21 protein-coding genes, 2 tRNA genes and 1 pseudogene are annotated in these 25939 nt (G+C 27.2%); 14 read left to right on the forward strand and 10 right to left on the reverse strand.

Features of this window, described 5'->3' with window-relative positions; all coding sequences use genetic code 11:
* The first annotated feature begins 2 nt into the window (after positions 1-2).
* Positions 3-76, forward strand: a tRNA-Asp gene (locus K645_RS01565).
* A gap of 6 nt (positions 77-82) precedes the next feature.
* Here the strand turns inward: K645_RS01565 and ribB are convergent.
* Genes ribB through K645_RS01580 form a run of 3 tightly spaced genes read right to left on the reverse strand, consistent with a single transcriptional unit; the run spans position 83 to position 3679 of the window.
* Complete coding sequence (gene ribB, locus K645_RS01570) at positions 83-715, reverse strand: 3,4-dihydroxy-2-butanone-4-phosphate synthase (protein WP_041936078.1); 633 nt, start codon at positions 713-715, stop codon at positions 83-85.
* 13 nt (positions 716-728) lie between these two features.
* Positions 729-1880: an LptF/LptG family permease gene (locus K645_RS01575; protein ID WP_022565128.1), complete on the reverse strand. Its 1152-nt coding sequence runs from the start codon at positions 1878-1880 to the stop codon at positions 729-731.
* A 14-nt stretch (positions 1881-1894) separates the two neighbouring features.
* Positions 1895-3679, reverse strand: a complete 1785-nt coding sequence (locus K645_RS01580) for a DNA translocase FtsK (RefSeq protein ID WP_200861222.1) — start codon at positions 3677-3679, stop codon at positions 1895-1897.
* A gap of 167 nt (positions 3680-3846) precedes the next feature.
* Between K645_RS01580 and K645_RS01585 the strand changes: the two genes are divergently transcribed.
* The gene (locus tag K645_RS01585) at positions 3847-4983 is read left to right on the forward strand and encodes a porin (RefSeq protein ID WP_022565130.1); all 1137 of its coding nucleotides are present in this window, start codon (positions 3847-3849) and stop codon (positions 4981-4983) included.
* Positions 4984-5042: 59 nt separating this feature from the next.
* Positions 5043-5613 (forward strand): annotated as a pseudogene (gene nadD, locus K645_RS01590) (nicotinate (nicotinamide) nucleotide adenylyltransferase).
* Between the two features lie 2 nt (positions 5614-5615).
* Here the strand turns inward: nadD and K645_RS01595 are convergent.
* Complete coding sequence (locus tag K645_RS01595; protein WP_041936007.1) at positions 5616-6527, reverse strand: 5'-3' exonuclease H3TH domain-containing protein; 912 nt, start codon at positions 6525-6527, stop codon at positions 5616-5618.
* 27 nt (positions 6528-6554) lie between these two features.
* On the opposite strand from K645_RS01595, the gene metG reads away from it, so the two are divergent.
* Entirely contained in the window at positions 6555-8228 is a 1674-nt protein-coding gene (gene metG, locus K645_RS01600; RefSeq protein ID WP_022565133.1) for a methionine--tRNA ligase, read from the forward strand.
* A 26-nt stretch (positions 8229-8254) separates the two neighbouring features.
* Here metG and K645_RS01605 read toward each other — a convergent pair.
* The 5 genes from K645_RS01605 to prmC all read right to left on the reverse strand — a co-directional run bounded on the left by K645_RS01605 (position 8255) and on the right by prmC (position 15052).
* A tRNA-Ser gene (locus K645_RS01605) sits at positions 8255-8342 on the reverse strand.
* Positions 8343-8363: 21 nt separating this feature from the next.
* Entirely contained in the window at positions 8364-9602 is a 1239-nt protein-coding gene (gene lysA, locus K645_RS01610) for a diaminopimelate decarboxylase (RefSeq protein ID WP_022565134.1), read from the reverse strand.
* 3 nt (positions 9603-9605) lie between these two features.
* Positions 9606-12008 carry an endopeptidase La gene (gene lon, locus K645_RS01615; protein ID WP_041936082.1) on the reverse strand — a complete coding sequence of 801 codons (2403 nt, stop codon included), beginning with the start codon at positions 12006-12008 and terminating at the stop codon, positions 9606-9608.
* Between the two features lie 136 nt (positions 12009-12144).
* Positions 12145-14151, reverse strand: a complete 2007-nt coding sequence (gene ligA, locus K645_RS01620; protein ID WP_041936083.1) for an NAD-dependent DNA ligase LigA — start codon at positions 14149-14151, stop codon at positions 12145-12147.
* Between the two features lie 10 nt (positions 14152-14161).
* A complete protein-coding gene (prmC, locus tag K645_RS01625; protein WP_022565137.1) occupies positions 14162-15052 on the reverse strand; it encodes a peptide chain release factor N(5)-glutamine methyltransferase in 891 nt (296 codons plus the stop codon).
* 54 nt (positions 15053-15106) lie between these two features.
* Between prmC and mnmE the strand changes: the two genes are divergently transcribed.
* From mnmE to rplI, 5 genes are all read left to right on the forward strand, one after another.
* On the forward strand, positions 15107-16498 hold the full coding sequence (gene mnmE / locus K645_RS01630) for a tRNA uridine-5-carboxymethylaminomethyl(34) synthesis GTPase MnmE (protein ID WP_022565138.1): 1392 nt from the start codon (positions 15107-15109) through the stop codon (positions 16496-16498).
* Positions 16499-16510: 12 nt separating this feature from the next.
* Positions 16511-18019: a glutamate--tRNA ligase gene (gltX, locus tag K645_RS01635; protein WP_022565139.1), complete on the forward strand. Its 1509-nt coding sequence runs from the start codon at positions 16511-16513 to the stop codon at positions 18017-18019.
* A gap of 65 nt (positions 18020-18084) precedes the next feature.
* Positions 18085-18435: a 30S ribosomal protein S6 gene (gene rpsF, locus K645_RS01640; protein ID WP_022565140.1), complete on the forward strand. Its 351-nt coding sequence runs from the start codon at positions 18085-18087 to the stop codon at positions 18433-18435.
* Positions 18432-18734, forward strand: coding sequence for a 30S ribosomal protein S18 (rpsR, locus tag K645_RS01645; protein WP_022565141.1), 303 nt, complete (start codon positions 18432-18434; stop codon positions 18732-18734). The genes rpsF and rpsR overlap by 4 nt, the downstream gene beginning before the upstream one ends.
* 3 nt (positions 18735-18737) lie before the next feature.
* On the forward strand, positions 18738-19208 hold the full coding sequence (rplI, locus tag K645_RS01650; RefSeq protein WP_022565142.1) for a 50S ribosomal protein L9: 471 nt from the start codon (positions 18738-18740) through the stop codon (positions 19206-19208).
* On the opposite strand, the gene K645_RS01655 is transcribed toward rplI, so the two are convergent.
* Entirely contained in the window at positions 19179-20519 is a 1341-nt protein-coding gene (locus K645_RS01655) for an Nramp family divalent metal transporter (RefSeq protein ID WP_022565143.1), read from the reverse strand. The genes rplI and K645_RS01655 overlap by 30 nt on opposite strands.
* Positions 20520-20729: 210 nt before the next feature.
* Between K645_RS01655 and K645_RS01660 the strand changes: the two genes are divergently transcribed.
* The 5 genes from K645_RS01660 to metK are packed head-to-tail and all read left to right on the forward strand — an operon-like array spanning position 20730 to position 25929.
* Positions 20730-21566 (forward strand): prephenate dehydratase, encoded by an 837-nt coding sequence (locus tag K645_RS01660; RefSeq protein ID WP_022565144.1) that lies wholly within the window; start codon positions 20730-20732, stop codon positions 21564-21566.
* Positions 21566-22711, forward strand: coding sequence for a pyridoxal phosphate-dependent aminotransferase (locus tag K645_RS01665; RefSeq protein WP_022565145.1), 1146 nt, complete (start codon positions 21566-21568; stop codon positions 22709-22711). Before K645_RS01660 ends, K645_RS01665 begins: the two co-directional genes overlap by 1 nt.
* The gene (locus K645_RS01670; RefSeq protein WP_022565146.1) at positions 22708-23559 is read left to right on the forward strand and encodes a prephenate dehydrogenase; all 852 of its coding nucleotides are present in this window, start codon (positions 22708-22710) and stop codon (positions 23557-23559) included. Before K645_RS01665 ends, K645_RS01670 begins: the two co-directional genes overlap by 4 nt.
* Positions 23560-23574: 15 nt before the next feature.
* Positions 23575-24648: a bifunctional 3-deoxy-7-phosphoheptulonate synthase/chorismate mutase type II gene (locus tag K645_RS01675; protein WP_041936008.1), complete on the forward strand. Its 1074-nt coding sequence runs from the start codon at positions 23575-23577 to the stop codon at positions 24646-24648.
* A gap of 36 nt (positions 24649-24684) precedes the next feature.
* The gene (gene metK, locus K645_RS01680; RefSeq protein WP_022565148.1) at positions 24685-25929 is read left to right on the forward strand and encodes a methionine adenosyltransferase; all 1245 of its coding nucleotides are present in this window, start codon (positions 24685-24687) and stop codon (positions 25927-25929) included.
* Positions 25930-25939: the final 10 nt, after the last annotated feature.

Below are 25939 nucleotides of genomic sequence, written 5' to 3' on the forward strand. Positions count from 1 at the left end.
TCGGTCTGGTAGTTCAGTTGGTTAGAATACATGCCTGTCACGCATGGGGTCGCGGGTTCAAATCCCGTCCAGACCGCTTTCATTATTTTTTATGTTTAATTTTATATTTAATAAGATCTTCTATGGATATAATTTTGATATGGAATTTTTGGGCTATATGAATCAATTGTGGTAAACGTGCCATAGATCCATTTTGATTTAATATTTCTACCAATACACCTCCAGGATTGCATCCTGCCATTTTAGTTATATCAATAGCTGCTTCTGTATGTCCAGGTCTTTCTAATACGCCTCCTTTTTTTGCGCGAAGAGGAAATATATGTCCTGGTTTATTGAATGCTTTTGGTTCTACTTCATTAACTAAGGCAAAAATAGTTTTGGCTCTATCTGAAACAGAAATACCAGTACTCACGCCATAACCTCGTAAATCTACGGATACGGTGAAAGCCGTTTTTCTAGGATCTGTGTTATTTTTTACCATCATTTGAAGTTTTAATTGATCACATTTTTCTTCTGTCAAGGAAACACAAACTAATCCTCTTCCATGAGTAATGAGAAAATTTACAATTTTAGGAGTTATTTTTTCAGCAGCTACTATAAAATCTCCTTCATTTTCACGATTTTTATCATCAACTACGATAATAATTTTTCCATTTTGTATATCCTGTATGGCCTCTTCAATACTATTTAAATTTTGATTTGAATCAAAACCCATATATGAATTTGATTTAAATATAAAAATCATCTATTACAGTTTTATAAGTCATCCATACACTTACTGGAAAAAAAACAAGGTTTGGGATCCAAGCTCCTATCCATGAACATATTTCAGCTTTTTCTACTTTATTTTGAGTGATGGTTAGTAAAGTATAATAAATGATGAATATAATTAGAGCTATCACTGTTGGATAACCTATTCCTCCTTTTCTAATAATAGCACCTAATGGAGCTCCAGTAAGAAACATTATAATACATGTTACTGGAAATGTAAATTTTTTTTGCAATTCTAATTGGAGCTTAGCAATATATTTTGTTCCCGTAAGTATTGTTATAATTTTTTTTTGAAAAAAATTAATTTTTTTAATAAGATTTCTTGTATTTAGTGTTTTATAAAAATCATAGTCATCTAAGTTTTTTATTTTTGTTCCTGAAGGAATTTTAAAATTTTGAATTAAAGTGTGAAACTCTACAAGTTGATAAGAGTATTGTTTATTTTTAATATTATTGAAATTTTCACTATATAAAACTCCATTTATTAATTTTAATTGAATAGATCCATCCTTTTGATTGGGAATTAAAATTCCTTTTTGAGAAAGAATAGTGTTAATAAGTGAATTTTTGTCATAAAAAAAAATAAATACATTATGTAAGTAATTATTATTTATTCTATCTATTTTTATGAAAAAATTGGGTAAAAGGTTTACAAAAATTCTTTCCTTCAATTTTAAAGATGGATGAGTCAACGATATTTGATATCCTAATTTCTTCGCTTTCATTTTTGCTTTTGGAATAACAAAATCTGAAAATAAATACAATACAATGGATAAAATAAAGGTTAAACATAAAATAGGAATCATAACACGAAAAAGAGATATTCCAGAAGATTTTATAGCAATTAGTTCTTGATTTTCTGAAAGATCACCAAATATTATAATAGAAGTTAATAATAAGGCAATAGGAGTTACCAATGGAATAATAGATACACCAAAGTATAATATAAATTTTAATATTATAAAAATACTAATATTTTTTCCTGTTAGTTCATCTATTTGACTCCAAAAAAATTGAATCATAAAAATAATAAATATTGTAATATAAATTATAAAAAAAGGAGTCATAAATAAACGAATCATGTATAAATCAAGTTTTTTTATTATCATGTTAAAATTAAAATTCACTCATTCATATTTGGTTCTGGCAAAAAAAAGTACTCATTTTGTTTATGATTTTTTCCATAAAAATCAACAATTTTTTTTAGGTCTGACAATTCTATAAATGGACATTGTAATCGTATCAATTCATTTTTATTAGAAAAAAACATATCTCCTTTTCCTATTAATTGTTCAGCCCCTGTGCAATCTAATATAGTTCTAGAATCTATTTTCGAACTTACTCTAAATGCAATTCTTGCCGTAAAATTGGATTTAATTAATCCAGTAATTACATCTACTGATGGACGTTGTGTGGCTATAATCAAATGAATCCCTACAGCTCTAGCAAGTTGTGCTAATCGAGTTATGTATATTTCTATTTTTTGATTATTATTAATATTTAAATCGGCAAATTCATCAATAATTAATATGATATAAGGTAAGTGGTACTTATTGTATTTTATTATATTATTATATTCTTTAATATTTCTAACCTTATGTTTTTCTAAAATAGCATATCTTTGATCCATTTCTTGACATAAAGAATTTAATATATTTTTTACTTTATGTAAATCTGTAATAATCGGTTCTATGGAATTTGGAAGTGTAGCAAAATAGGATTTTGAAATTTTTTTGTATACTGATAATTCTACTTTTTTTGGGTCAATCAAAATAAATTTGATATCTTCTGGATTTTTTTTATATAATAGAAAAACAATCATAACATTTAATCCTACAGATTTTCCTTGTCCTGTTGATCCTGCTATAAGTAAATGGGGCATTTTTGCTAAATCTATAATAAAAATCTCATTAAATACTGTTTTACCTAAAGAAATGGGAAGTTCCATTTTATGACTTTTTTTGTTACTTTCTTCTGAAAAAAGAATGTCTTTTATATAAACGGGGGAACGTTTATAATTGGGGATTTCTATTCCAATGGATCCTTTTCCAGGTATAGGAGCTATAATTCTTATAGAAATAGCGGATAAATTTAATGCAATCTCATTTTTTAAGTTCTTTATTTTGGAAATACGTGTCCCCAACTTAGGATATATTTCATATAAAGTTATAGTAGGTCCTATATTAGCTTTTAGTTCAGATATTTCTATATTATAATAATTTAGAATTTGAATTATTTTTTTTTTATTAGATTCCAATTCTAAATCTGTTTTCAAATCAATAGATGAAAAATATTCTTTTTTTTTAGATAAAATAGAATGAAGAATGTTTTTATCTAAATCATAATTCATATTGGGTTGATTTACAATTTTCATATTATGAAAATTCAATTTTGTATCTATTTTTTTGTTAATATTTTGTGTTTTTTTTTTTATGCCATTTTTTATGGGTAAAGTACTGATATTGATATGAAAAACAATGATCAAGTAAAAAATAATACTCGTGAAAATAAGCATATATAATCCTACTTTTCCAAATAAATGAATTAAATAGTTTCCTATTTCAAATCCGAAAACTCCACTGAATATTCCTTGATTAGGAATAATAACATAAAAAAAAATGGGAAGCCATACGTTAAAAAATAGCAACTTATATATTGTTGATTTATAAAAATTATTTAACAATTTTTTTTTAATAAAAATAATTTTTAATCCGGTTAAAAATAAAAATATAGGAATAGAAAAAGCACTAACTCCTGTTCCACAATGAATAAAATAGTGAGATATAGCAGCTCCCATTTTTCCAAGTAAATTTTCTGCTATAATTTCTTTATCAAAAAGTTTTTCAATCTGACTTTGATCATTTTTCCAATGAAAAAGAAAAGAAAAAAAACTTAAAAATAAAAAAATACTATTTCCTAATAAAAAAAAACCAAAATAGTTTTAAGAGTTTTCTTTTCTTTTTTTTTCTTTTTTTCCATGTTTTTTATAGTATTAGTCTTGAATCTTTATTTTTAGTTTAAAAAAAAGTTTTTTATACTGAAAAATTTATTATATTATACAGTAAAATTAAAAAAATGAAAAAAACAAAAATTACTTTATTTATTCTTTTTTTAGGATTTTTTTGTCCTTTTCATAGTTATTCGGAAATTATAAAACAAAAAAAAACAACAGATGACGATTCTCATTCCAACATGTTTTTAGATTTTTCTAGTAGTCTGAACTCTACAGTCAAAACTGTCAAAAAAGAATTTTATGAAGGTTCTCGTTTTTCAGAAAATTATTTAAACTTGGAAATAATAGGAAAAGCCAATGATAAAATAAGTTATCGTTTTACAAAACAGTTGAAAAAAACAGAAAATTCTGAAATGATGGATTTAGCTTATTTAAAATATAAGTGGAACGATAAACTTTATTTATTAATTGGAAAACAACCTTTTTCTTTTGGTAGTATGGAATATGCTAATGCTAATAGTTCCTACGCATATCGCTATCCACATGTATACAAAAAAAAGGAGAATCCTGTTGGATTTAGCTTTCTTTATATTCCTATAAAAGATCATGAATTGCAATTTCAAATTGTCAATGGAACGAAAAAAAAAGAAGACTATATAACTAAAAAAATGAGTCATCCTATGGGATGTTCTGTGAATTGGAATTGGAGTTTATTTAATAATAAAATCATTAAAAATAGATGGTCTTATTCTATTTTTCAAGAAAATGAAAATAAAAAATTTTGGAAATTACTAGCTTTAGGGAGCCAATTAAATTTTAAACCTTTATCCATAGAAGCAGACTATATATTTAGCGACGAAGATATCGAAAAAAACGGGAGGATAACAAATATTATATATTCATTGAATAATGAATATTATAATACTAATCATGCCGCTTCCGTGAAATATGGAACTTATTTAGTGAAGTTAAAATATAATTTTCTTCCGAAATGGAATTTCATTGCGAAAGGAGTATATGAAATAGGGACCTCTAAAAAAGAAATGAATGACATTTTAGTAAAAAATAAATTGTTTAAAAAAGCATATACTTATTATGGAGGTGTAGAATTTCTTCCTATCATGAAAAGTGATGATCTGAGTTTACATTTGATATATCAAAACCACAGAGTCAATTACAGTTTAGATCCAATTAAAAAAGAAAATGAGAATAATCATATTATCATTTTGGGATTCAGTTATCGTGTTAAAATGATTTAACAAAAATAATTATAAAAAATATCGAGATGACATATACGTATCTCGATATTTTTATTAGTATGAAAATTGTACTTTACTTTGGGTCATTTAATCCTGTTCATTTAGGACATACAATTATTGCTAATTATATAACAGAATTTTTAGATATAGATTATGTTTGGTTTGTGGTGACTCCACAAAATCCATTAAAAAAAAAACCTTTTAGATTATAAACATAGAATTGAAATGGTTAAAAGAGCTATTTTTGACTATAAAAAAATGAATCTTTTAGATATTGAATATGGACATTTTCCTTCTTATACAATTCATACACTTGACAATATAGAAAAAAAATATCCTATAAATAAGTTTTCTATTCTTTTGGGAAAAGATTCATTTTCTTCTTTAAGAAAATGGAAAAATTATAAAATTATTTTAAATAAATATGAGATATTGGTTTATCCTAGAGTTGGATCTTTTTCTGACCTTAAATATAAAAAGGATAACATAATTTTTTTGAAAGCTCCAATCATTGAAATATCTTCTTCTTTTATTCGAAAATCTATTCAAGAAGGAAAAAACATAAAATCTATGCTTTCTATAAAAGTTTGGGATTATATAAAGAAATATAAATTTTATATGGAAAAATAAAATTATTCTTTCGTTTTAAATTGAAAATATTCATTAGCTTTTTTTAATAACCTTATAAATTCAAGTTCTCCAAATATTTTTTTTATGGAATTCCAATTGGGTTTTTTGACATAAAATTTTTCTTCATGAAAAGAAAAAAAAGGAATATTGGTAACAATAGTAATTAGTTTTTTTGATAAAAGACCTAAATCTTTATTTTTTTCAATATTTTCTTTAATTTTTCCATTCAGATCATGAGTTGAATTTAATAGTTTTTCTATATTTCCATATTTTTTAATAAATTTTATTGCATTTTTTTTTCCAATCCCTGGCAATCCTGGGATGTTATCAGAAGGGTCTCCCATCATACTCCACAAATCGATAACTTGTTTTGGATGATTCACATCAAATTTTTTTTGTATTTCTTTTATTCCCAATATTTTTTTTGTTTTTCCTTTAAAAGGGGGGATATAAACTTTAATATTTTCTGTAACTAGTTGAAAAAAATCTTTATCTAAAGTGATTATATAAATAATATATCCTTTATTTTCCGCTTTTTTAGCTATTGTTCCAATAAAATCATCAGCCTCATATCCATTGGGAGCATAAAAAAAAGAAACTTTAAAAGTTTTCAAAATCTTTATAATATAAGGAATAGCTATGAAAATAGCCTCCGGTGTTTTTTTTCTATGTGCTTTATATTTTTCATATTCTTTTTTTCTAAAAGAAACCCCTTGACTGGGATCAAAAATAGTAGCCATATAGGATGGTTTTTCATTATTTAATGTGTTTATTAAAAAATATGTGAAATTTATGATAGGTGAAGTGTTGAGTCCTTGAGAAGTGAAAAGATGTTTATGTCTATAAGCATAATAGCTTTGATAAATCATAGGATATGCATCAATTAAAAATAATTTTTTACTATTATTATTCATATTATATATCAATTTTATTTTTTTATTATGAAAAAACCAAATAAATATACAGTTACTGCGGCTTTACCATATGCAAATGGCCCAATTCATATAGGACATTTGGCAGGAGTTTATTTACCTGCAGATATTTTTGTTCGTTTTCTTAGACGAAAAAAAATAGATGTTATTTTTATATGTGGATCGGATGAACATGGAGCCCCTATTGCTATACAAGCGAAAAAAGAAAAAAAAACTCCTCAAGAAATAGTCAATAAGTATCATGATATGATTAAAGATTGTTTTGATAATTTTGGTATACAATTTGATCATTATTCCAGAACCTCTACAAAAATTCATCACGAAATTTCTACATCCTTTTTTAAAAAACTTCATGAAAAAAAAAGATTTTTAAAAAAATATCTGAACAATATTATGACGAAAAAGAACAACAATTTTGCGGATAGGTACATATCTGGGACATGCCCCCATTGTAGAAATGAAGAAGCTTATGGAGATCAATGCGAAAATTGTGGAAGTCCGCTAATCCCTGAAGATTTAATATATCCAAAATCGACTATAAGTGGAAGTTTTCCGATTTTAAAAAAAACTAAACATTGGTACTTTCCTTTAAATCAATATCAAAAATTTTTAGAAAAATGGATTTTAATTGATCATAAAAAAGATTGGAAAGTGAATGTGTATGGACAAGCAAAATCTTGGTTAGACCAAGGATTAAAACCTCGTGCGATAACAAGAGATTTAAATTGGGGAGTTCCTGTTTCTGAAGAAACAGGAAAAGTTTTATATGTATGGTTTGAAGCTCCTATCGGATACATTTCTTCTACCATAGAATGGTCTAAACAAAAAAAAATAGATTGGGAACCTTATTGGAAAGACGAAAGGACCAAATTAATTCAGTTTATAGGAAAAGATAATATTGTTTTTCATTGCATTATTTTTCCAGTTATTCTTCAAGCATATAATAGTGGATATATCCTTCCAGATCAAATATTGGCTAATGAATTTCTTCATATAGAAAATAAGAAAATATCTACTTCTAAAAATTGGGCCGTATGGGTTCATGAATATTTAAAAGATTTTCCAAATCAACAGGATACCCTTCGTTATATTCTTATAGCTAATATGCCTGAAAAAAAAGATAATAATTTTAATTGGAAAGATTTTCAAAGAAAAAATAATACTGAGTTGATTGCTATATTAGGTAATTTTGTGAATAGAAGTCTAACTTTAATCCAAAAATATAATAAAGGCATTGTTCCTAAACCTGAAATGTTATCTATTAAGGATAAAAATATTTTAATAAAAATTAAAAATTATCCACAATACATAGGTGATTTAATTGAATCTTATCAATTTCGAGAATCCTTAGCATGTTTTATGAATTTAGCTAGACTGGGAAACAAATATTTGACAGAAGAAGAACCTTGGAACAATAAAAAGAAAGAAAAGCGTGTCAACACCATACTTTATGTATCGCTACAAATTGTTGGGATATTAGCTCAATTAGCAGAACCTTTTCTTCCACATACGGCAAAAAAATTGTTAAATATGCTTCGTTTGAAAACTTTTTTTTGGAATCAAATCAAAAACATAGAAGAAATTTTGTGTCCAGGACATGTCTTAGGAAAGACTACATTTTTATTTATAAAAATTACCAACGAAAGTATTGAAAAACAGATAAAAAAACTGAAAAATAGATGAAAAAATAAATGATTGATTATGTTGACTGGCGGAGAGAGAGGGATTCGAACCCCCGGAGGTGTAACCCTCAACGGTTTTCAAGACCGCCGCAATTAACCACTCTGCCATCTCTCCATATTTATTTATTGGTGTGGGTTACATGTGTATGTGTACTATATTCCTGATAAGATCTTGCATTGTTTCTCTTTTTCTTATAAGAAAATCTTTTCCCTTAAAAATCATAACTTCAGAAGGTCTATAACGAGAATTATAATTGGAAGACATAGAAAAACAATAAGCTCCTGCATTCTTAATGCATAAAATGTCTCCTTCACGGATTTCTCTAACTTTTCTATTAAATCCAAAAGTATCCGATTCGCAAATATATCCTACCACTGTGTAAAAACGAAAACGACCATTTGGGTTTGAAATATTTTCAATACAATGATAAGCATCATAAAACATAGGACGAAGAAAATGATTGAATCCTGAATTTACTCCAGCGAATACAGTAGAAATAGTATGTTTAATAACATTTACACTAACTAAAAAATATCCAGATTCACTAACTATAAATTTACCTGGTTCTAATATCAAAGTAATTTGACTTCCATAAGTTTTACAAAAATCTTCAAATTTTTCTGTAATAGAGGAACTTAAAAAATTAATATCTGTTTTGACATCATTTTCTTTGTATGGAACTTTAAACCCACTTCCGAAATCAATATAATCAATATTTTGAAAATCACTAGCTGTTTGAAACAATATTTTAGCACCTGATAAAAAGGATTTTATATCTGATATATCAGATCCTGTATGCATATGAAATCCTTCGATTTTAAGTCCGGTATTCTTTAATATTCTTTTTATATGAGGAATTTGATAATGAGAAATCCCAAATTTAGAATCAATATGTCCTACTGAAATCTTAGAATTTCCTCCTGCCATAATATGCGGATTAATTCTAATTCCTATAGCATAATCAGGATAAGATTCTCCAAATTGTTCTAAAATAGATAGATTATCTAAATTAATTCTAACCCCGAAATCAACAGCCTTTTTTATTTCTTGAATAGAAACACAATTAGGTGTGAATATAATACTTTTAGGATGAAAACCTGCTTTTAATCCTAATTCTACTTCTTGAATTGACACGGTGTCTAATCCACTTCCCAATTTTTGCAAAAATTTTAATATATTTAGATTCGTGTTAGCTTTACAGGCATAATTAATAATTAAATTTTTTATGCCATGAAAAGCCTTTTTCATTTTCATATATTGTTTCCTTATTTTGCAAGAATCATATACGTAAAGTGGAGTTCCATATTTTTTTGCGAGTTGAATTAAGTATTCTCCCTGAACTGAGTTCCTCTTATTTTCTAATTCATGCATCATAATTTACAATAAAGCTAAATAAATGACATCATTCATATTTCTGACATAATCAAAGGTTAATCCTTTTAAGTGTTCGGTTTTAATTTCTTCTACATCTTTTTTATTCTCTTGTGATAGAATAATTTCTTTAATATTAGCACGTTTAGCTGCTAGAATTTTTTCTTTAATTCCACCAACAGGGAGAACTTTCCCTCTTAGAGTGATTTCTCCTGTCATAGCTAAATGAGGTCTTAACTTTCTTTTGGTAAAACTTGATACTAAAGATGTTAACATTGTTATTCCTGCAGATGGTCCATCTTTAGGGACTGCACCTTCAGGAACGTGAACATGTACATTTTTTTCTTCAAACATTATAGGATCTATATTAAATTCTTTATAATGAGCTTTAATGTACTGTAAAGCAATTGTAGCAGATTCTTTCATCACCTCTCCTAAATTCCCAGTAATACTTAAATGACCTTTCCCTTTAGATAAACTGGATTCAATATATAAAATATCTCCCCCAAAATGAGTCCAAGCTAAACCAGTCACCACACCTGGAACATTATTTTCTTCATAACGATCTGGATCATTGGGGATTCCAAGAATACTTTCTATTTTTTCAATACTCAAAAGCTTTACATATTTTTTATTCATCGCAATATGTTTAGCTACATAACGTGCTAATTTAGCAATATGTTTTTCTAAAGTTCTTAATCCAGATTCTCTTGTATAACTTTCAATGACTTTTTCTATCTGTTTCGTCCCAAGTATTAAATCTGATTTTTTTAATCCATTATCTTTTAATTGTTTGGGTAATATGTGTTTTTTTACAATTTGTGTTTTTTCTTCTACAGTATATCCATTCATTTCTATAACCTCCATTCGATCTATTAGAGCAGGTTGAATATGGGAAAGTGAATTTGCTGTAGCAATAAATAACACTTTTGATAAATCGTAACCCATTTCTAAAAAATTATCGTAAAATGAGGTGTTTTGTTCCGGATCTAAAACTTCCAACATAGCAGAAGAAGGATCTCCATTTGTTCCTATTCCCATTTTGTCTATTTCGTCTATAACAAAAACTGGATTTGAAGTTCCTACTTTTCGAATAGATTGTAATAACCTACCAGGCATAGCTCCTATATAAGTCCTTCTATGTCCCCGTATTTCTGATTCATCATGCAATCCTCCCAAAGAAATGCGAACGTATTTTCTTTTCAGCGCGGTAGCTATAGATCTTCCTAAAGAAGTTTTTCCAACTCCAGGTGGACCATAAAAACATAGAATAGGGGAACGCATATCTCCTCTCAATTTTAATACAGCTAAATATTCTATAATACGCTCTTTAACTTTTTCTAATCCATAATGATCTCTATCTAATATTTTTTGTGCATATTCTAAATCAAAATTATCCTTTGAATATCTCCCCCAAGGTAGATCAATCATTAATTCAAGATAATTTCTTTGAACCGTATATTCTGGCATTTGAGGATTAGTTCTTTGCATTTTTAGCAATTCTCTGTCAAACTGTTTTTTTGCTTCCTTTGGCCATTTTTTTCTGGAAGCTTTAACACGCATTTCGTCTATTTCTTTTTCATAAGAAATGTCTCCCAGTTCTTCTTGGATAGCTTTGATTTGCTGATGCAAGAAATATTCTCTTTGTTGCTGGTCCATATCACTCCGAACACGGGATTGAATATCGTTTTTTAATTTAATTTGTTGATGTTCTACATTTAGAAAACGCAATGTTTCCATTGCTCTTTTTTTCAAATCATCGTATTCTAACAATTTTTGTTTATCTCTAGTAGCTAAATTCATATTAGCTGCTACGAAATTTATTAAGAAAGAAGGACTTTCTATATTACGAATAGCAATGCTTGCTTCTGATGGAATGTTGGGATTATCTTGAATAATTTTTATAGCTATTTCTTTTATAGATTCTACTAAAGCAAGGTATTCTTTATCCTTACAGGAAGGTTTATTTTCTTCTAACGCTATAATTTCTGCTTTAAAATATGGATCATTTTGAATAAAACGATTGACTTTAAATCTCCTTTTTCCCTGCAAAATAACAGTGGTATTTCCATCAGGCATTTTCAATAATTTCAATATTTTAGCAACCGTTCCAATAGAATACAAATCTTTTTCACTAAGATTTTCGATTCCAGAATTTTTTTGTGTTAATACTCCAACTGTTTTATCTAATCCATAAGCATCTTGCAACAATTGTATGGATCCACTTTTTCCTGCTATAATTGGAAAAACAATTCCAGAATACAAAACCATATTTCTTACTGTTAAGATACATAATTGTTCAGGAATATCGTCTTTAAGCAATTGATCTTCTTCATCTTGACTCATTAAGGGTATAAACTCAGCTTCAGACTCGAATCCAGATTCTGTAAATATATTTTTTAATAACATAAAAAAAATAGATTTCTGACTTAAATGATGCATTAATTTTACGCAAAAATTAGTACACATTTATTAAATTAAATATACTGTTTTCTATATGAAAAACAAAACCATCTATACGGACTTAAATAAGTGCTGACAATTGTTAAAATTGATTGATTTTTTCTTTTTTAAGCATTTTCAAAAAAATATGTTCTGTCAAAATTATGACGTGATTTTTTTTCATACTTTTTTCTAATTTAGAACCAAAATTTTTTCCAACTACTATAAAATTAATTTTATTATTGACAGTATTATATACTTTTCCACCTAAAAATTCTACTATATTTTTAGCTTCATTCCGGGTCATACAAGATAATTTCCCTGTAAATACAAAAGATTTTTCTTTAATAAAAGAATATTTTTTCATCATAGAACATTTCGAAATATGTAATCCATATTTGACAAGCATTTTAATTATATGTTGATGTTCGGTCTTTGAAAAATAAGTTATGATGCTTTTTGCAATTTTTTTTCCTATACCAGAAATAGAAATTAAACGATCATAACTTGCATGCATTAAAGAATGTATATTCCCAAAATTTTCTGTTAATTTTTGAGATATATATTCTCCTACATAACGAACCCCTAAGGAAAATAATACTTTATAATAAGGGTTTTCTTTAGATTTTTCTATATTTTTTATAATACCATATGCTAATTTTTCTCTGACTCCATCAATCTGAAGTAGTTCTTCTTTTTTCAATTCATATAAATCACAAAAATTATATAAAAAACCTTTTTTATATAGTTTATTTATCATTTTCCTTCCAATTTTTTTTATATTCATAACATTTACAAAATGTATTATTTTTTCTATTTTTTTAGAAAAACAATTCTGATTCATACAATAGAATAATTTGTGTTTTTTTTCTAAAACACTATGACATGATGGACATTTTTTTAAAAAAAATACAGGAAAGGTTTTATCTGATCTTTTTTTGATGTTTATTTTTGTGACTTTTGGAATGATATCTCCTCCTTTTTCTAATAAAAGCGTATCTCCATAATAAATTCCCATTTTTTGTATAAAATTATTATTATAAAGTCCAACTCTTTTTATTGTCGTTCCAGTAATTGCAATAGGTGCAACATGAGCTACAGGAGTAATGACTCCTGTACGTCCTACTTGAAACGTAATATTTAATAATTTGGTCTCCGACAATTTTTGTTTAAATTTATAAGCTATAGCCCAACGTGGATATTTATTGGTAAATCCTAAAATAGATTGTTTTTGATATTCATTGACTTTGATAACTATTCCGTCCGTTTGATACGGAAGTTTATTTTGACAAACTTTCCAAAAGTCTATAAAATGGAAAACTTCTTTCATATTTCTACAAATACGTGCTGTTTCCGGTACTTGAAAACCCCAATATTTTATGTATTTTATGGCTTCATATTGTGTGTCAAAAGGTAAATTATTTCCTACAGAATGAAATGCTATACAAAATAAATCTCTTTTACGTACTTCTTTATGATCATGAATTTTTAGTGTTCCACTGGCCGTATTTCTGGGATTAGAATAAGGTTTTTGTCCATTTTTGATACGTTTTTTATTGATTTTTATAAAATTTTTTATAGAAAGAAAAATTTCTCCACGTATTTCAAGATATGTAGGATAGTTATCTCCTTTTAACTTACAAGGGATGTATTTGATCGTTTGAATATTTTTTGTAACATCTTCTCCTTTTTCTCCATCCCCACGAGTTACTGCATTTGTTAAAAAACCGTTTTGATAAATTAAATTAATAGATACTCCATCATATTTGGGTTCACATATAAAAGATAAAGAATGAACTGATTTACTAATTTTTTTTTCCCAAATTATTAATTCTTTTTTAGAATAGGCGTTTTGAATGGAATACATTTTGTATTTATGATAAACAGTAGAAATGGAGTTGTGACTAGGAATTTTTGCTCCTATTTTCATTGTAGGAGAAGTAGAATCCTGTAATTCAGGATATTTTTTCTCTAAAAAAGATAATTCTTTTAATTTTTTATCAAAAAAATCATCTGATACTTCGGAAATACCAAAATTATAATATTGATCATTATATTTTAATAATTTTTTTCTGAGTTGGTATATTTTTTTTTCTATTTTTTTATTCATATTTTTTATTTTATTTTTCGTTTGCGGAATAAACTGCACGAACCATTCTAAAAAAGCCTTGAAAATCTTTTCTTATTTCGATATTTAGAAATCCTCTTTTTTTCAAAAGATCAATAATATCTGAATAAATAAATTGATTTATTTCAAAGTAAACATAGATAATTCCAGTTAATCTTTTTTGGATCCAAAAAGAAATTTTTTTGTAAAAAATTAAAGGATCCTCGTCAGGAACAAATAAAGCTTGATAAGGTTCGTATTGAACAATATTTGGATGTAGAAGTTTTTTTTCAGATAGTTTAACATAAGGAGGATTACTTACGATAATGTGAACAAAATTTTTATTCATGTTTGATGGGATTTCATTTTTCAATATGTCTATATTTTTTAATGAAATTTTGACATTATGTAATTTTGCATTTTTATGAGCAATGTCAAGAGCCTTTTGATCAAAATCAATGGCATGAATGTGTGAAATTTCAGGTTTTTTCTTTTTTAAAGTAATACTAATACATCCACTTCCTGTTCCAATATCAAATACTTGAACAGGATAATTGCAGTTTTTATGATCCTGCAAAATCCAGTATACAAGTTCTTCTGTTTCTGGTCTTGGAATGAACACTTTTTCATTAACAATAAATTTCATCCCCCAAAAGTAAGCTTGACCAATTACATATTGTATGGGTCTATTTTTTTTTAATTCCCATAATTTTTTTATTAATTTTTCATAAGTAAAAAAATTAATTTTTTCTTTTCTACTCAATCGCAACAAAATAGTTGTTTTATCACATTTTAAAATATGGGTCGTAAGTAAAAAAAAGATGCTTTCTATTTCTTTAGGTTCTGTATATAAATCTTGAAGAGTATTTTGAAAAATACGGTAAAATTTGTCAAAAGATATCATATGACGAAATTAAAATGATGCGAATTTCAAAAAAAAATATTTATTTTGTGATTTATGTTAGATTTAGATGACGATACCATTGTTGCTTTAGCAACTCCTATTGGATCTAGTGCTATTTCTGTTATTCGTATTTCTGGTAAAAATTCCATATCTATAATTGAAAATATTTTTTTTTCTGTTAAACCTGGAAAAAAACTGGAAAAGCAGTCTACACATACAATTCATTTAGGATATATTGTTGCAGAAAGTAATAATTTATTAGATCAAGTTTTAGTTTCTATTTTTAAATCTCCTTTTTCTTATACAGGAGAGAATATGATAGAGATTTCTTGTCATGGATCTTATTATATTCAACAACAGATTTTGCAATTGATCATTAGAAAAGGAATACGTTTAGCTCGTCCTGGAGAATTTACATTTCGTGCTTTTATAAATAAAAAAATGGATTTATCACAAGCAGAAGCTATAGCTGATTTGATTATGTCTGAAAACAAAATTTGTCATGAAATATCTTTACAACATATTAAAGGATCATTATCTAATACTATTAAGGATTTAAGAAAAAAATTGTTAGATTTCGTGTCTTTACTAGAATTAGAATTAGATTTTTCTGAAGAGAATGTGATTTTTGCTAAGAGATCAGAACTTTTTTCTTTTTTACAAGAATTAAAAGAAATTCTAAAAGATTTAATTGAATCTTTTTCATTAGGAAATGCCATAAAAAAAGGAATTTATGTGGTTATTATTGGAAAACCCAATGTTGGGAAATCTACTTTTTTTAATCAGGCGGTTCAGGAAGATCGTTCCATTATATCCCATATAGAAGGAACAACTAGAGATTATGTGGAAGGAGAAATTATTTTAAATGGAATTCTTTTTCATTTTTTGGATACAGCAGGGATTAGAAAAACTAAAGATCCTATAGAAATGATGGGAGTGGAAAAAACCATGAAAAAAATAGAAGAGGCTCAAGTCATATTATATATTTTTGATTCTTCGGATCAAGAAAAACAAAAAATTCTTAATGATATTCAAAGAATTCAAAAAAAATATCCATTAAAAAATATTTTTGTCATAGCGAATAAATCAGATTTATCTGATTTTTATGATTTTGAAAATTTCAAATCAAAGATTCCTTATTTTTTCGAAATTTCGTCAAAAAATTATCATGAAGTCAAAAGGGTACTCAATGTTTTGAGTTTTTTGTTTTTAGATAAATTAAAAGAAAAAAAAATAGTGGTTACACAAAATAGACATTATGAAGCTTTGAAACGATCATTAAGGGAACTTTCATTAGCACATAATGCTTTGAATAAAGGATTTTCGGTTGATTTAATATCAATATATATTAAAGAAACATTACGATATTTAGGAGAAATTTCGGGAGAAATCACGAGTGAAGATATACTAAAAAATATTTTTTCAAAATTTTGCATTGGAAAATAAGATTTATCAATTATGTCACTACATTCTGTTAGAGTACGTTTTGCTCCTAGTCCAACAGGGCCACTTCATTTAGGTGGAATCAGAACAGCATTATATAACTATCTTTTTGCTAAAAAATATGGAGGGACATTTATTCTTAGAATAGAAGATACTGATAGAAAAAGATTTGTTGAGAATTCTGAATCATATATTTTGGAAACATTAAAATGGTGCCACATAGAACCTGATGAAGGGGTTGGGTATGGGGGGCCTTTTTATCCTTATTATCAATCTAAAAGAAGTAATATTTATCGTATATATATCAATAAATTACTAAAAAAAGGATACGCTTATTATGCATTTGACACGAATCAAGATATTGATAAAAAAATAAAAGAATGGAATCATCGTGGTTTAGTTTTTTCTTATAATTATAAAAACAGAATGAATATGAATAATTCTTTAACTATGACGAAAGAGCAATTACATGATAACCTGCAATCTTGTTCTTATGTGATTCGATTTAAAATAGAACCTGGAGAAAAATTAAAAATGTATGATATCATACGTGGGAATATAATTGTGAATACAGATCACTTAGACGATAAAATTTTATTAAAATCGGATGGAGTAGCTACTTATCATTTAGCTAATACAATAGATGATCATATAATGAAAATTACTCATGTAATCAGAGGAGAAGAATGGATCCCATCTATGTCTTTGCATTTATTGTTATATCGGGCTTTGGGTTGGACTCCTCCTCATTTTGCACATTTACCTTTAATTTTGAAAAAGAATGGAAAAGGAAAAATTAGTAAAAGAAATACAGATAGTTCAAATTTTCCTATATATCCTATACAATGGAAAATTCCCCAAAAAAAAATTATTATACCAGGATATAGGGAATTAGGTTATTTTCCAGAAGCATTTGTGAATATGTTAGCTTTATTAGGATGGAATCCTGGAGGAAAAAGGGAAATTTTCTCTTTACGAGAATTAATCAATTTATTTTCTTTAGAAAGAATAACTAAATCTAGTGTTTATTTTGATATTAAAAAAGCAAATTGGTTCAATAAAAAACATTTAAATGAAAAAGAAGAAGAAATATTTTCATTTCTTTTCAAAGAAATCAAAACACGTTCTATTTTATGTCAAAAAGATTATTTATGGAAAGTAATTCATTTAACAATGGATAGGATTTATTTTGTTCATGAAATATGGGAACATTCTTTTTATTTTTTTATTTCTCCTCGTTTTTATGAAGATAATTTTTTCAAAAAAATTTGTCATGACAATACCATTATTCAATTGGAAAATGCAAAAATACTATTATATGATATGAATCAATTTACGTCTGTATATTTGAGATTGTTGTTTCAAAAAATAAAAAATAAACATCAAATCATGCAATTACTTCGTTTAGCTTTAGTGGGGTCTCTAAAAGGAATTGATCTTTTCATAATTTTAGAAATGCTAGGAAAAGAGGAAAGTATAAGACGTATTCAAAAATTGATCAATCAAATAAAAGAAAAAATTTAGAATATTTTTTGAAAAATATTTGAAAAAAGAATATAAAAATATAGATTTACATTTAAAAAAATTCAATGCTTAAACATTATGAAAATATTATAATCATAACTCCTATATTATCTGATGATCAAGCAAAAGAAACAGCAAAAGAATACGAAAATTATATCATGCAAAAAAAAGGAAAAATGATTCATCAGGAACATTGGGGATTAAAAAAATTTGCTTATCCTATTCAAAAAAAACAAAGTGGTTGTTATCACTTATTTGAATTTTTGTTTAATTCTGATTTAGTTTCTGATTTAGAATTGAAATTAAGACAGGATGAGCGTGTATTACGTTTTTTAACTATAAAATTAAATAAATATGGAATAGAATATGCTGAAAGGAGAAGAAAAAAATTCTTAAAAAAAGATGAAGAATTATGACATTAGAAGAACCCCATAAACATACAAAACAAGGAGAAGATAATGAATTAAGATATTTATCTCCTATTAAAATAGAAACTAAAGTAGAAAAAAAATATTGTTTCTTTGAACAAAGAAATATTAAATATATAGATTATAAAGATCCTACTTTTTTAATAAAATTTTTGAATGCGCAAGGAAAAATTTTACCACGTCGTATTACAGGCACTTTACAAAAAAATCAAAATAAATTAAATGCGGCTATTAAAAGATGCAGACAGATTGGTCTATTACCTTTTGTTACAGACGATTTAAGATAAAAAATGAAAATTATTCTCAAAAAAGATGTAGAAAATTTAGGTTTTCAATATGATGAATTAGATGTAAAACCTGGTTATGCCAGAAACTATCTAATTCCTAAAGGATATGCTGTTTTAGCGTTACCTGGAATTATAAAAAATACTCATGAAATATTGAAACAACGTTCTAAAAAAGAAAGTTTTTTAATTGAAAAATCGAAAGAAATAGAAGAGAAACTAAAAAAATTAACTATTAAAATACCAGTTAAAGTAGGTAAAGGAGGAAAACTTTTCGGGTCAATTAATAATCAGTATCTGATGAAAGTTTTGAATGAAAAAGGAATCTCTATAGATAAAAAATTTATTAGAATCCCTGGAAATAAAATTATTAAAACAATAGGAAAATATCAGGCAAGTATTCGTTTACATCGTCAACGCGAGTTGACGTTAAATTTTGAAGTATTCTCATCTTCTTCCCAGGAAAGTATCATATAATAAAAACAAATTGAGTAACACAATGATAATTGCAATCAACCAAGATGATATTTTTAAAATTAGACCATTGACAAATGGTCCCATTTTTTCAGAATCTCCTGTAAAATTCACTAATGGTATAATAGCAAAGCTGAGTTGTATTGATAAAATGATTTGACTAATTATTAATAATTCAGTTGTCCCCTTTTCTCCATAAACAATAGAGACGATCATAGCTGGAACAATAGCCATAAGTCTTGTGATTAATCTTCGAATCCAAGGTTTTAATTTTATATTCAGAAATCCTTCCATAACTATTTGTCCAGCTAAAGTTCCAGTTAATGTTGAATTTTGTCCTGATGCTAGTAAAGCCAATGCAAAAAAAACTCCAGCTAAGCTAGACCCTAGGATAGGAGTTAAAAGTTTATGTGCATCCATAATATCTGCAACTTCTGTGTGTCCAGCTTTATGAAAAGTGGCTGCAGATATAATTAATATAGCTGCATTGATAAAAAATGCTAAGGATAAAGATAAAGTACTGTCTATGGTCGCATATTTTATTGCCATTTTTTTTCCTTCAATAGTACGTGGATAATCTCTGGTTTGTATGATGCTTGAGTGAAGATAAAGATTGTGAGGCATTACCGTGGCTCCTAATATTCCTATAGATATATAAAAAGAATGCGAATTTTTCATAATTTCAGGGTCAGGAACAATTCCTTTTAGGATGGGAAAAATTTCAGGTTTTGAACTAATAATTTCAAAACTAAAACAAATTAGAATTGTAAAAATTAAAACAGCTACTACACTTTCAATGTATCTAAACCCTTTATATTGGAAGAATAGAATAATTAAAACGTCTATAGCTGTAATTAATACCCCCCATGTAATAGGAATACCTAAAAGTAATTTTAAGGCTAATACAGAACCAATGATTTCAGCTAAATCACAAGCTGCAATAGCGATTTCACATAAAATCCATAAAATAAAACTAATAAAGTGAGAATAATGATCTCTACAAGCTTGTGCTAAATCTCTCTCACAAACAATTCCTAATTTTAAAGCTAAATGTTGCAAAATAATGGCAAAAAAATTGGATATAAAAATAACGGATAAAAGCATATAACCAAATTTAGCACCTCCAGCAATATCTGTAGCCCAATTTCCTGGATCCATATATCCTACAGCAATTAATAATCCTGGACCAGTAAAAGCAAAAAGTTTTTTCCATATTCCTTTCTGTTGAGGAACAGAAACGGAAGAAAAAACTTCCGAAAGAGAAGGGTGCTTGTTTTCATTCCTCCATCCTATAGAATATTTTTTCTTTTGCATAATGAAATAGTAGAATACGAAAATATAAAGTTAACCGTTTTAATCTTTTATTTTTATTGTCAATCCATATTCACATTTTATCATTTCAATTTAATCTATGAAAAATTGAAAAAATTGTATAAAATAGAATAATTTTTTATATTTGCTTCAAATTTTTTTCGCTTGATTGATAGGGATTCAATCTTTTTTTTTGTCTTTTTTTTTGATTTCATGAAAAAAATAGCGATACAAGGAGTGAAGGGGTGTTTTCATCATGCAGCAGTTTCCAAATATTTTGAAGGATGTAATTATAAGTTGATGGAATGCTCTTCTTTTAGAGAATTGGTAATTGGCGTAGCCAAATCTGATGTGGATGTTGGAGTTATGGCTATAGAAAATAGCATAGCGGGAACAATTTTGACAAATTACAGTCTTTTATCTGAATATAATTTAAAAATAGTGGGAGAGGTGTATATGCCAATACAACATCATCTCATGGCTTATCCTGGACAAAATATAAAAGATATTCAGGAAATATATTCTCATCCTATGGCTATTTTACAATGTGAATTATTTATAGATGCACATCCTGATATAAAAATATCAGAATATTCAGATACAGCTGCTGCTGCTAAATATATTTCTACATGCAAAAAAAAAGGTTTAGCTGCAATAGCATCTGAAAATGCAGCTAAAGAATATGATCTTGAGATTCTTTTCAAGAATATACAAACTATTGCTAGTAATTTTACTAGATTTTTTATTATTACAAATTCTTATAAAGAAAAAAATGATTATTTTAACAAAGCTTCATTAATATTTAAAATATTGCACACTACTGGTAGTTTATCTCATATATTGAGTCTGATATCTAGTCTTGGAATTAACATGACGAAAATACAATCCATTCCTATAATACAAAGACCTTGGGAATATTCATTTTATGTGGATATTATATTTAACAATATAAAAGATTATGAAAAAATGAAAAAAAAAATACAAAAAATTCCCTGTCTTCATCAATTGTCTATTATGGGAGAATATAAAAACGGTAGAATTAGATCCTAATGATTGTATCAGCCAAAAGAACGTCTCAAATATCGGAATATTTTTTTTCAGAAAAAATGAAGAAAATTCATAGTCTTGAAAAAAAGGGGATAAAAATCATTAATTTGGGAATTGGAAATCCTGATCTTCTTCCCCCATATGGGGTAGTACATAAAATGAAAAAAGCATCAGAATTAAAGCATGCTAATACTTATCAAAGCTATATTGGAATTGAACCTCTAAGAAATGCCATTTCTAATTGGTATAGAAAAGTATATCAAGTTGATGTTAATCCTAACCATGAAATTTTGCCATTAATGGGTTCTAAGGAAGGAATTATGCATATAAGCATGTCTTATTTAGATCAAGGTGATGAGGTATTAATTCCGGATCCTGGATATCCTACTTATTCCTCTATATCAAAACTTTTGGAAGCAAAAATTATTTATTATGATCTTTATGAGGATGAAAATTGGATTCCAAAATTGGAAAATCTGTCTGGAACAAAAGCAAAGATGATGTGGATTAATTATCCTCACATGCCTACAGGGGCTACAATTTCTTTTGAAGAATTAGAAGAAATTGTTCTATTTGCAAAAAAAAATCGTGTATTGCTTATTTATGACAACCCTTATAGTTTTATCTTAAATAAAAAACGTCCTTTAAGTATTTTTAACGTAAAAGGGGCCAAAGATATAGCTTTGGAATTAAATTCTTTAAGTAAAAGTCATAATATGCCTGGTTGGCGTATCGGAATGATAATAGGAAAAAAAGAATTTATTCATAATATATTGAAAATAAAAAGTCAAATGGATTCTGGTATGTATTATCCAATTCAAATTGGAGCCATAGAAGCCATGAAACATGATTCAAAATGGTTTGAAAAACTTAATATAGAATATTTTCAAAGAAGAAAAATCATATGGGAGATATGTGATTATTTACATTTAAAATATGCCAAAGAAAATTCTGGAATATTTGTTTGGGCAAAAATCACTGATGCAGATAAAAATGATCGTATATGGTCAGAAAAATTTTTCCAAACTTATCACATATTTGTCACACCTGGTAGAGTATTTGGTCGTAATGGAAGAGGATATATAAGGTTTTCTATGTGTTGTCCAGTAAAAATTTTGGAACAGGCAAAAAATAGAATTTTTTCATGAATATTGGAATAATAGGATTAGGATTGATTGGTGGATCCATTGGTTTAGGATTAAGAAAATCAAATTTTGGAGATAAATTTATAGGAACAGATTCTAATAAAGAAAATGCTTTGCATGCTGTAAAACTTGGAATTGTAGATGATATTATTCCTTTACAGGATCTCATTATGCAATCTTCAGTAATTATTTTATCTATTCCCGTAGATGGAATAGAAAAAATACTTATAAGTATTCTGAATAGAATCAGTATGGATACAGTTATTTTAGATACAGGGTCTACTAAGTATGATATTTATAATAGGATTTTTTCTCATCCTAAAAGGAGTCGTTTTGTTGCTACACATCCCATTGCAGGAATTGAAAATTCTGGTCCTATTTCAGCTAATTCTGATTTATTTTATAAAAAAAAATGTATCATTTGTGATTCGGAACTTAGTGCTCCAGATGCAATGGCCGTAGTAAAAAAAATATATTCTATTATGAATATGCGTATGATTTATATGACTTCTAAAGAACATGATTTATATATTGCTTATATATCTCATTTACCTCATGTGGTTTCCTTTGTTTTAGCTAGTACAGTTTTAAAAAAATTTAAAAATAAAGAAAAAATTTTTAATAATATGATGGGAAGTGGATTGGATTCAACTACACGTTTAGCGAAAAGTAAGCCTGAAACATGGTTGCCTATTTTTATTTCGAATAGAGTTAATCTGATTCAAGCTGTAGATTTTTATATTTATCATTTAAATAAATTTCGTAATCATTTAATAAACAAAGAATTTCATGAAATCGATCAATATATGAAAAAAGCAAATAATATAAAAGATAAAAAAAAATATGTGTAAATTAAATGTATTGTGATGGAAAAATTGAATAGTAGCATAGATAGATCTTGGATTGATAAGTGGAATCAACCTTTCATTTTATCTGGTCCTTGTAGTGCAGAAAACGAACAACAAATATTAGAAACAGCTAATAGATTGAATTCTTCCTATGTTCAAGCATTCAGAGCTGGAATATGGAAACCTAGAACTAAACCCAACAATTTCGAGGGAATTGGAAAAAAAGGACTTGAATGGCTTCATAAGGTTAAAAATAACACAGGATTAATGGTGGCTACAGAAGTAGCAAATGCAGAACATGTGAAATTATCCATTTCTTTTGGAATAGATATTCTTTGGATAGGAGCTAGAAGTACGGCTAGTCCTTTTACAATTCAAGAAATAGCGGATGCACTGGAAGGAGCAAATAATAAAATCATTTTGGTTAAAAACCCCATTCATCCTGATATGGAATTGTGGATAGGAGCTTTAGAACGTTTATTGAGAAAAGGAATTAGAAAATTAGGAGTCATACACCGTGGATTTTATACCTATAAAAACTCAAAATATCGTAATCAACCTAATTGGAATCTTTTATTAAATTTTAGGAGTCTTCTTCCGAGAATTCCTATTCTATGTGATCCTTCACATATTTGTGGAAATAAAGAAGGAATTTTAGATATAGCAAAAAAAGCTTATCATTTTCAATATGAAGGATTGATGATAGAAAGTCATTGTGATCCAGATCATGCTTGGAGTGATGCTCAACAACAAATCACCCCTGAAAATCTTTTGGAAATGTTAAAAGAATTAACATATATTGAAAAATGTGATCAAAAAAGTGAAAGACATTTAGATTCTTTTCGAATTTTAATTGATGAACTAGATGAAAATATTATTGCGCTTTTGGCCGAAAGAATGAACATTTCAAAAAAATTAGGATCTTTGAAAAAATCTTCAGATATTGCTATTTTTCAACCCAGAAGATGGAAAGATATTATGAAAAAGTATTTGAATTTAGGAAAAAGTTTAGGTATTTCTGAAGAATTTATTGAAGGAATTTTTAAACTATTGCATCAAGAATCTATCAAAATTCAGAATCAAATTAAGTAATTCATTATAAAAATACTTCTTAAGTTTAGTCCTAAAATGACTTATTTATTTACTAGCGAATCTGTTTCAGAAGGTCATCCTGATAAAATTTCAGATCAAATATCTGATTCTATATTAGATCATTTTTTAGCATGTGATCCAAATGCAAAAGTAGCTATAGAAACGTTAGTCACCACGGGACAAATTATATTAGCTGGAGAAATTAATTCTAAAGCTTGGATTAATGTTAAGAAAATAGCTCGTAATACACTTAGGAAAATAGGATACACTAAAAATGAATATAGATTTAATGCAGATTCTTGTGGAGTGATTTCTTCTATTCAAGAACAATCTCTAGATTTATTAGAGGGAATTCAAAAATCAAAAAAAGAAGAACAAGGATCTGGAGATCAAGGTCTTGTTTTCGGTTATGCTGTAAAAGAAACAGAAAATTATATGCCTTTATCATTGGAGCTCTCACATCATATATTAAGGGAGCTTTCATATATTCGAAATGAAGGAGAACAAATGACTTACTTACGTCCAGATGCAAAATCTCAAGTCACTTTAGAATATTCTGAAACTAATATCCCGATACATATTCACGCTATTGTTATTTCAACTCAACATGACGAATTTGATACGAAAGAAAAAATGCATAAACGTATAGTTGATGATGTTCAAAATATTCTTATTCCAAGAGTAATGAATAATATTAAAAATGTAAAAAAATTATTTACAAATAAAACAAAGTATTACATCAATTCAACAGGTAAATTTGTTACGGGAGGACCTCATGGTGATACCGGAATAACCGGTAGAAAGATTATAGTAGATACTTATGGAGGAAGAGGATCTCATGGAGGAGGAGCTTTTTCTGGAAAAGACCCATCTAAAATGGATAGATCTGGAGCTTATGCCGCTAGACATATAGCTAAAAACTTAGTAGCAGCAGGAATTTCAGATGAATTGCTGATACAAATCTCTTATGCTGCAGGTATTGCAGAACCTATAGGAATTTTTGTCAATTCCTATGGAAAATCAAAAATAGATAATGAAAACATTGCATTGAATATCAAGAAAATTTTCGATCTACGTCCTTATGCTATAGAAAAAAGATTAAAATTACGTCAACCAATATATGAAGAAACATCTGTGTATGGACATATGGGACGAACTCCAAAAAAAGTGTATAAGTCTTTTTTGGATATAGAAGGGAATAAAAATCAACAAGAAGTAGAACTTTTCACATGGGAAAAGCTGGACTATTTATCCGTTATAAAAGATATTTTCAAAAAATAGGTATTTTTAG

The organism is Blattabacterium sp. (Nauphoeta cinerea) (assembly GCF_000471965.1).
Classification (GTDB): Bacteria; Bacteroidota; Bacteroidia; order Flavobacteriales; family Blattabacteriaceae; genus Blattabacterium.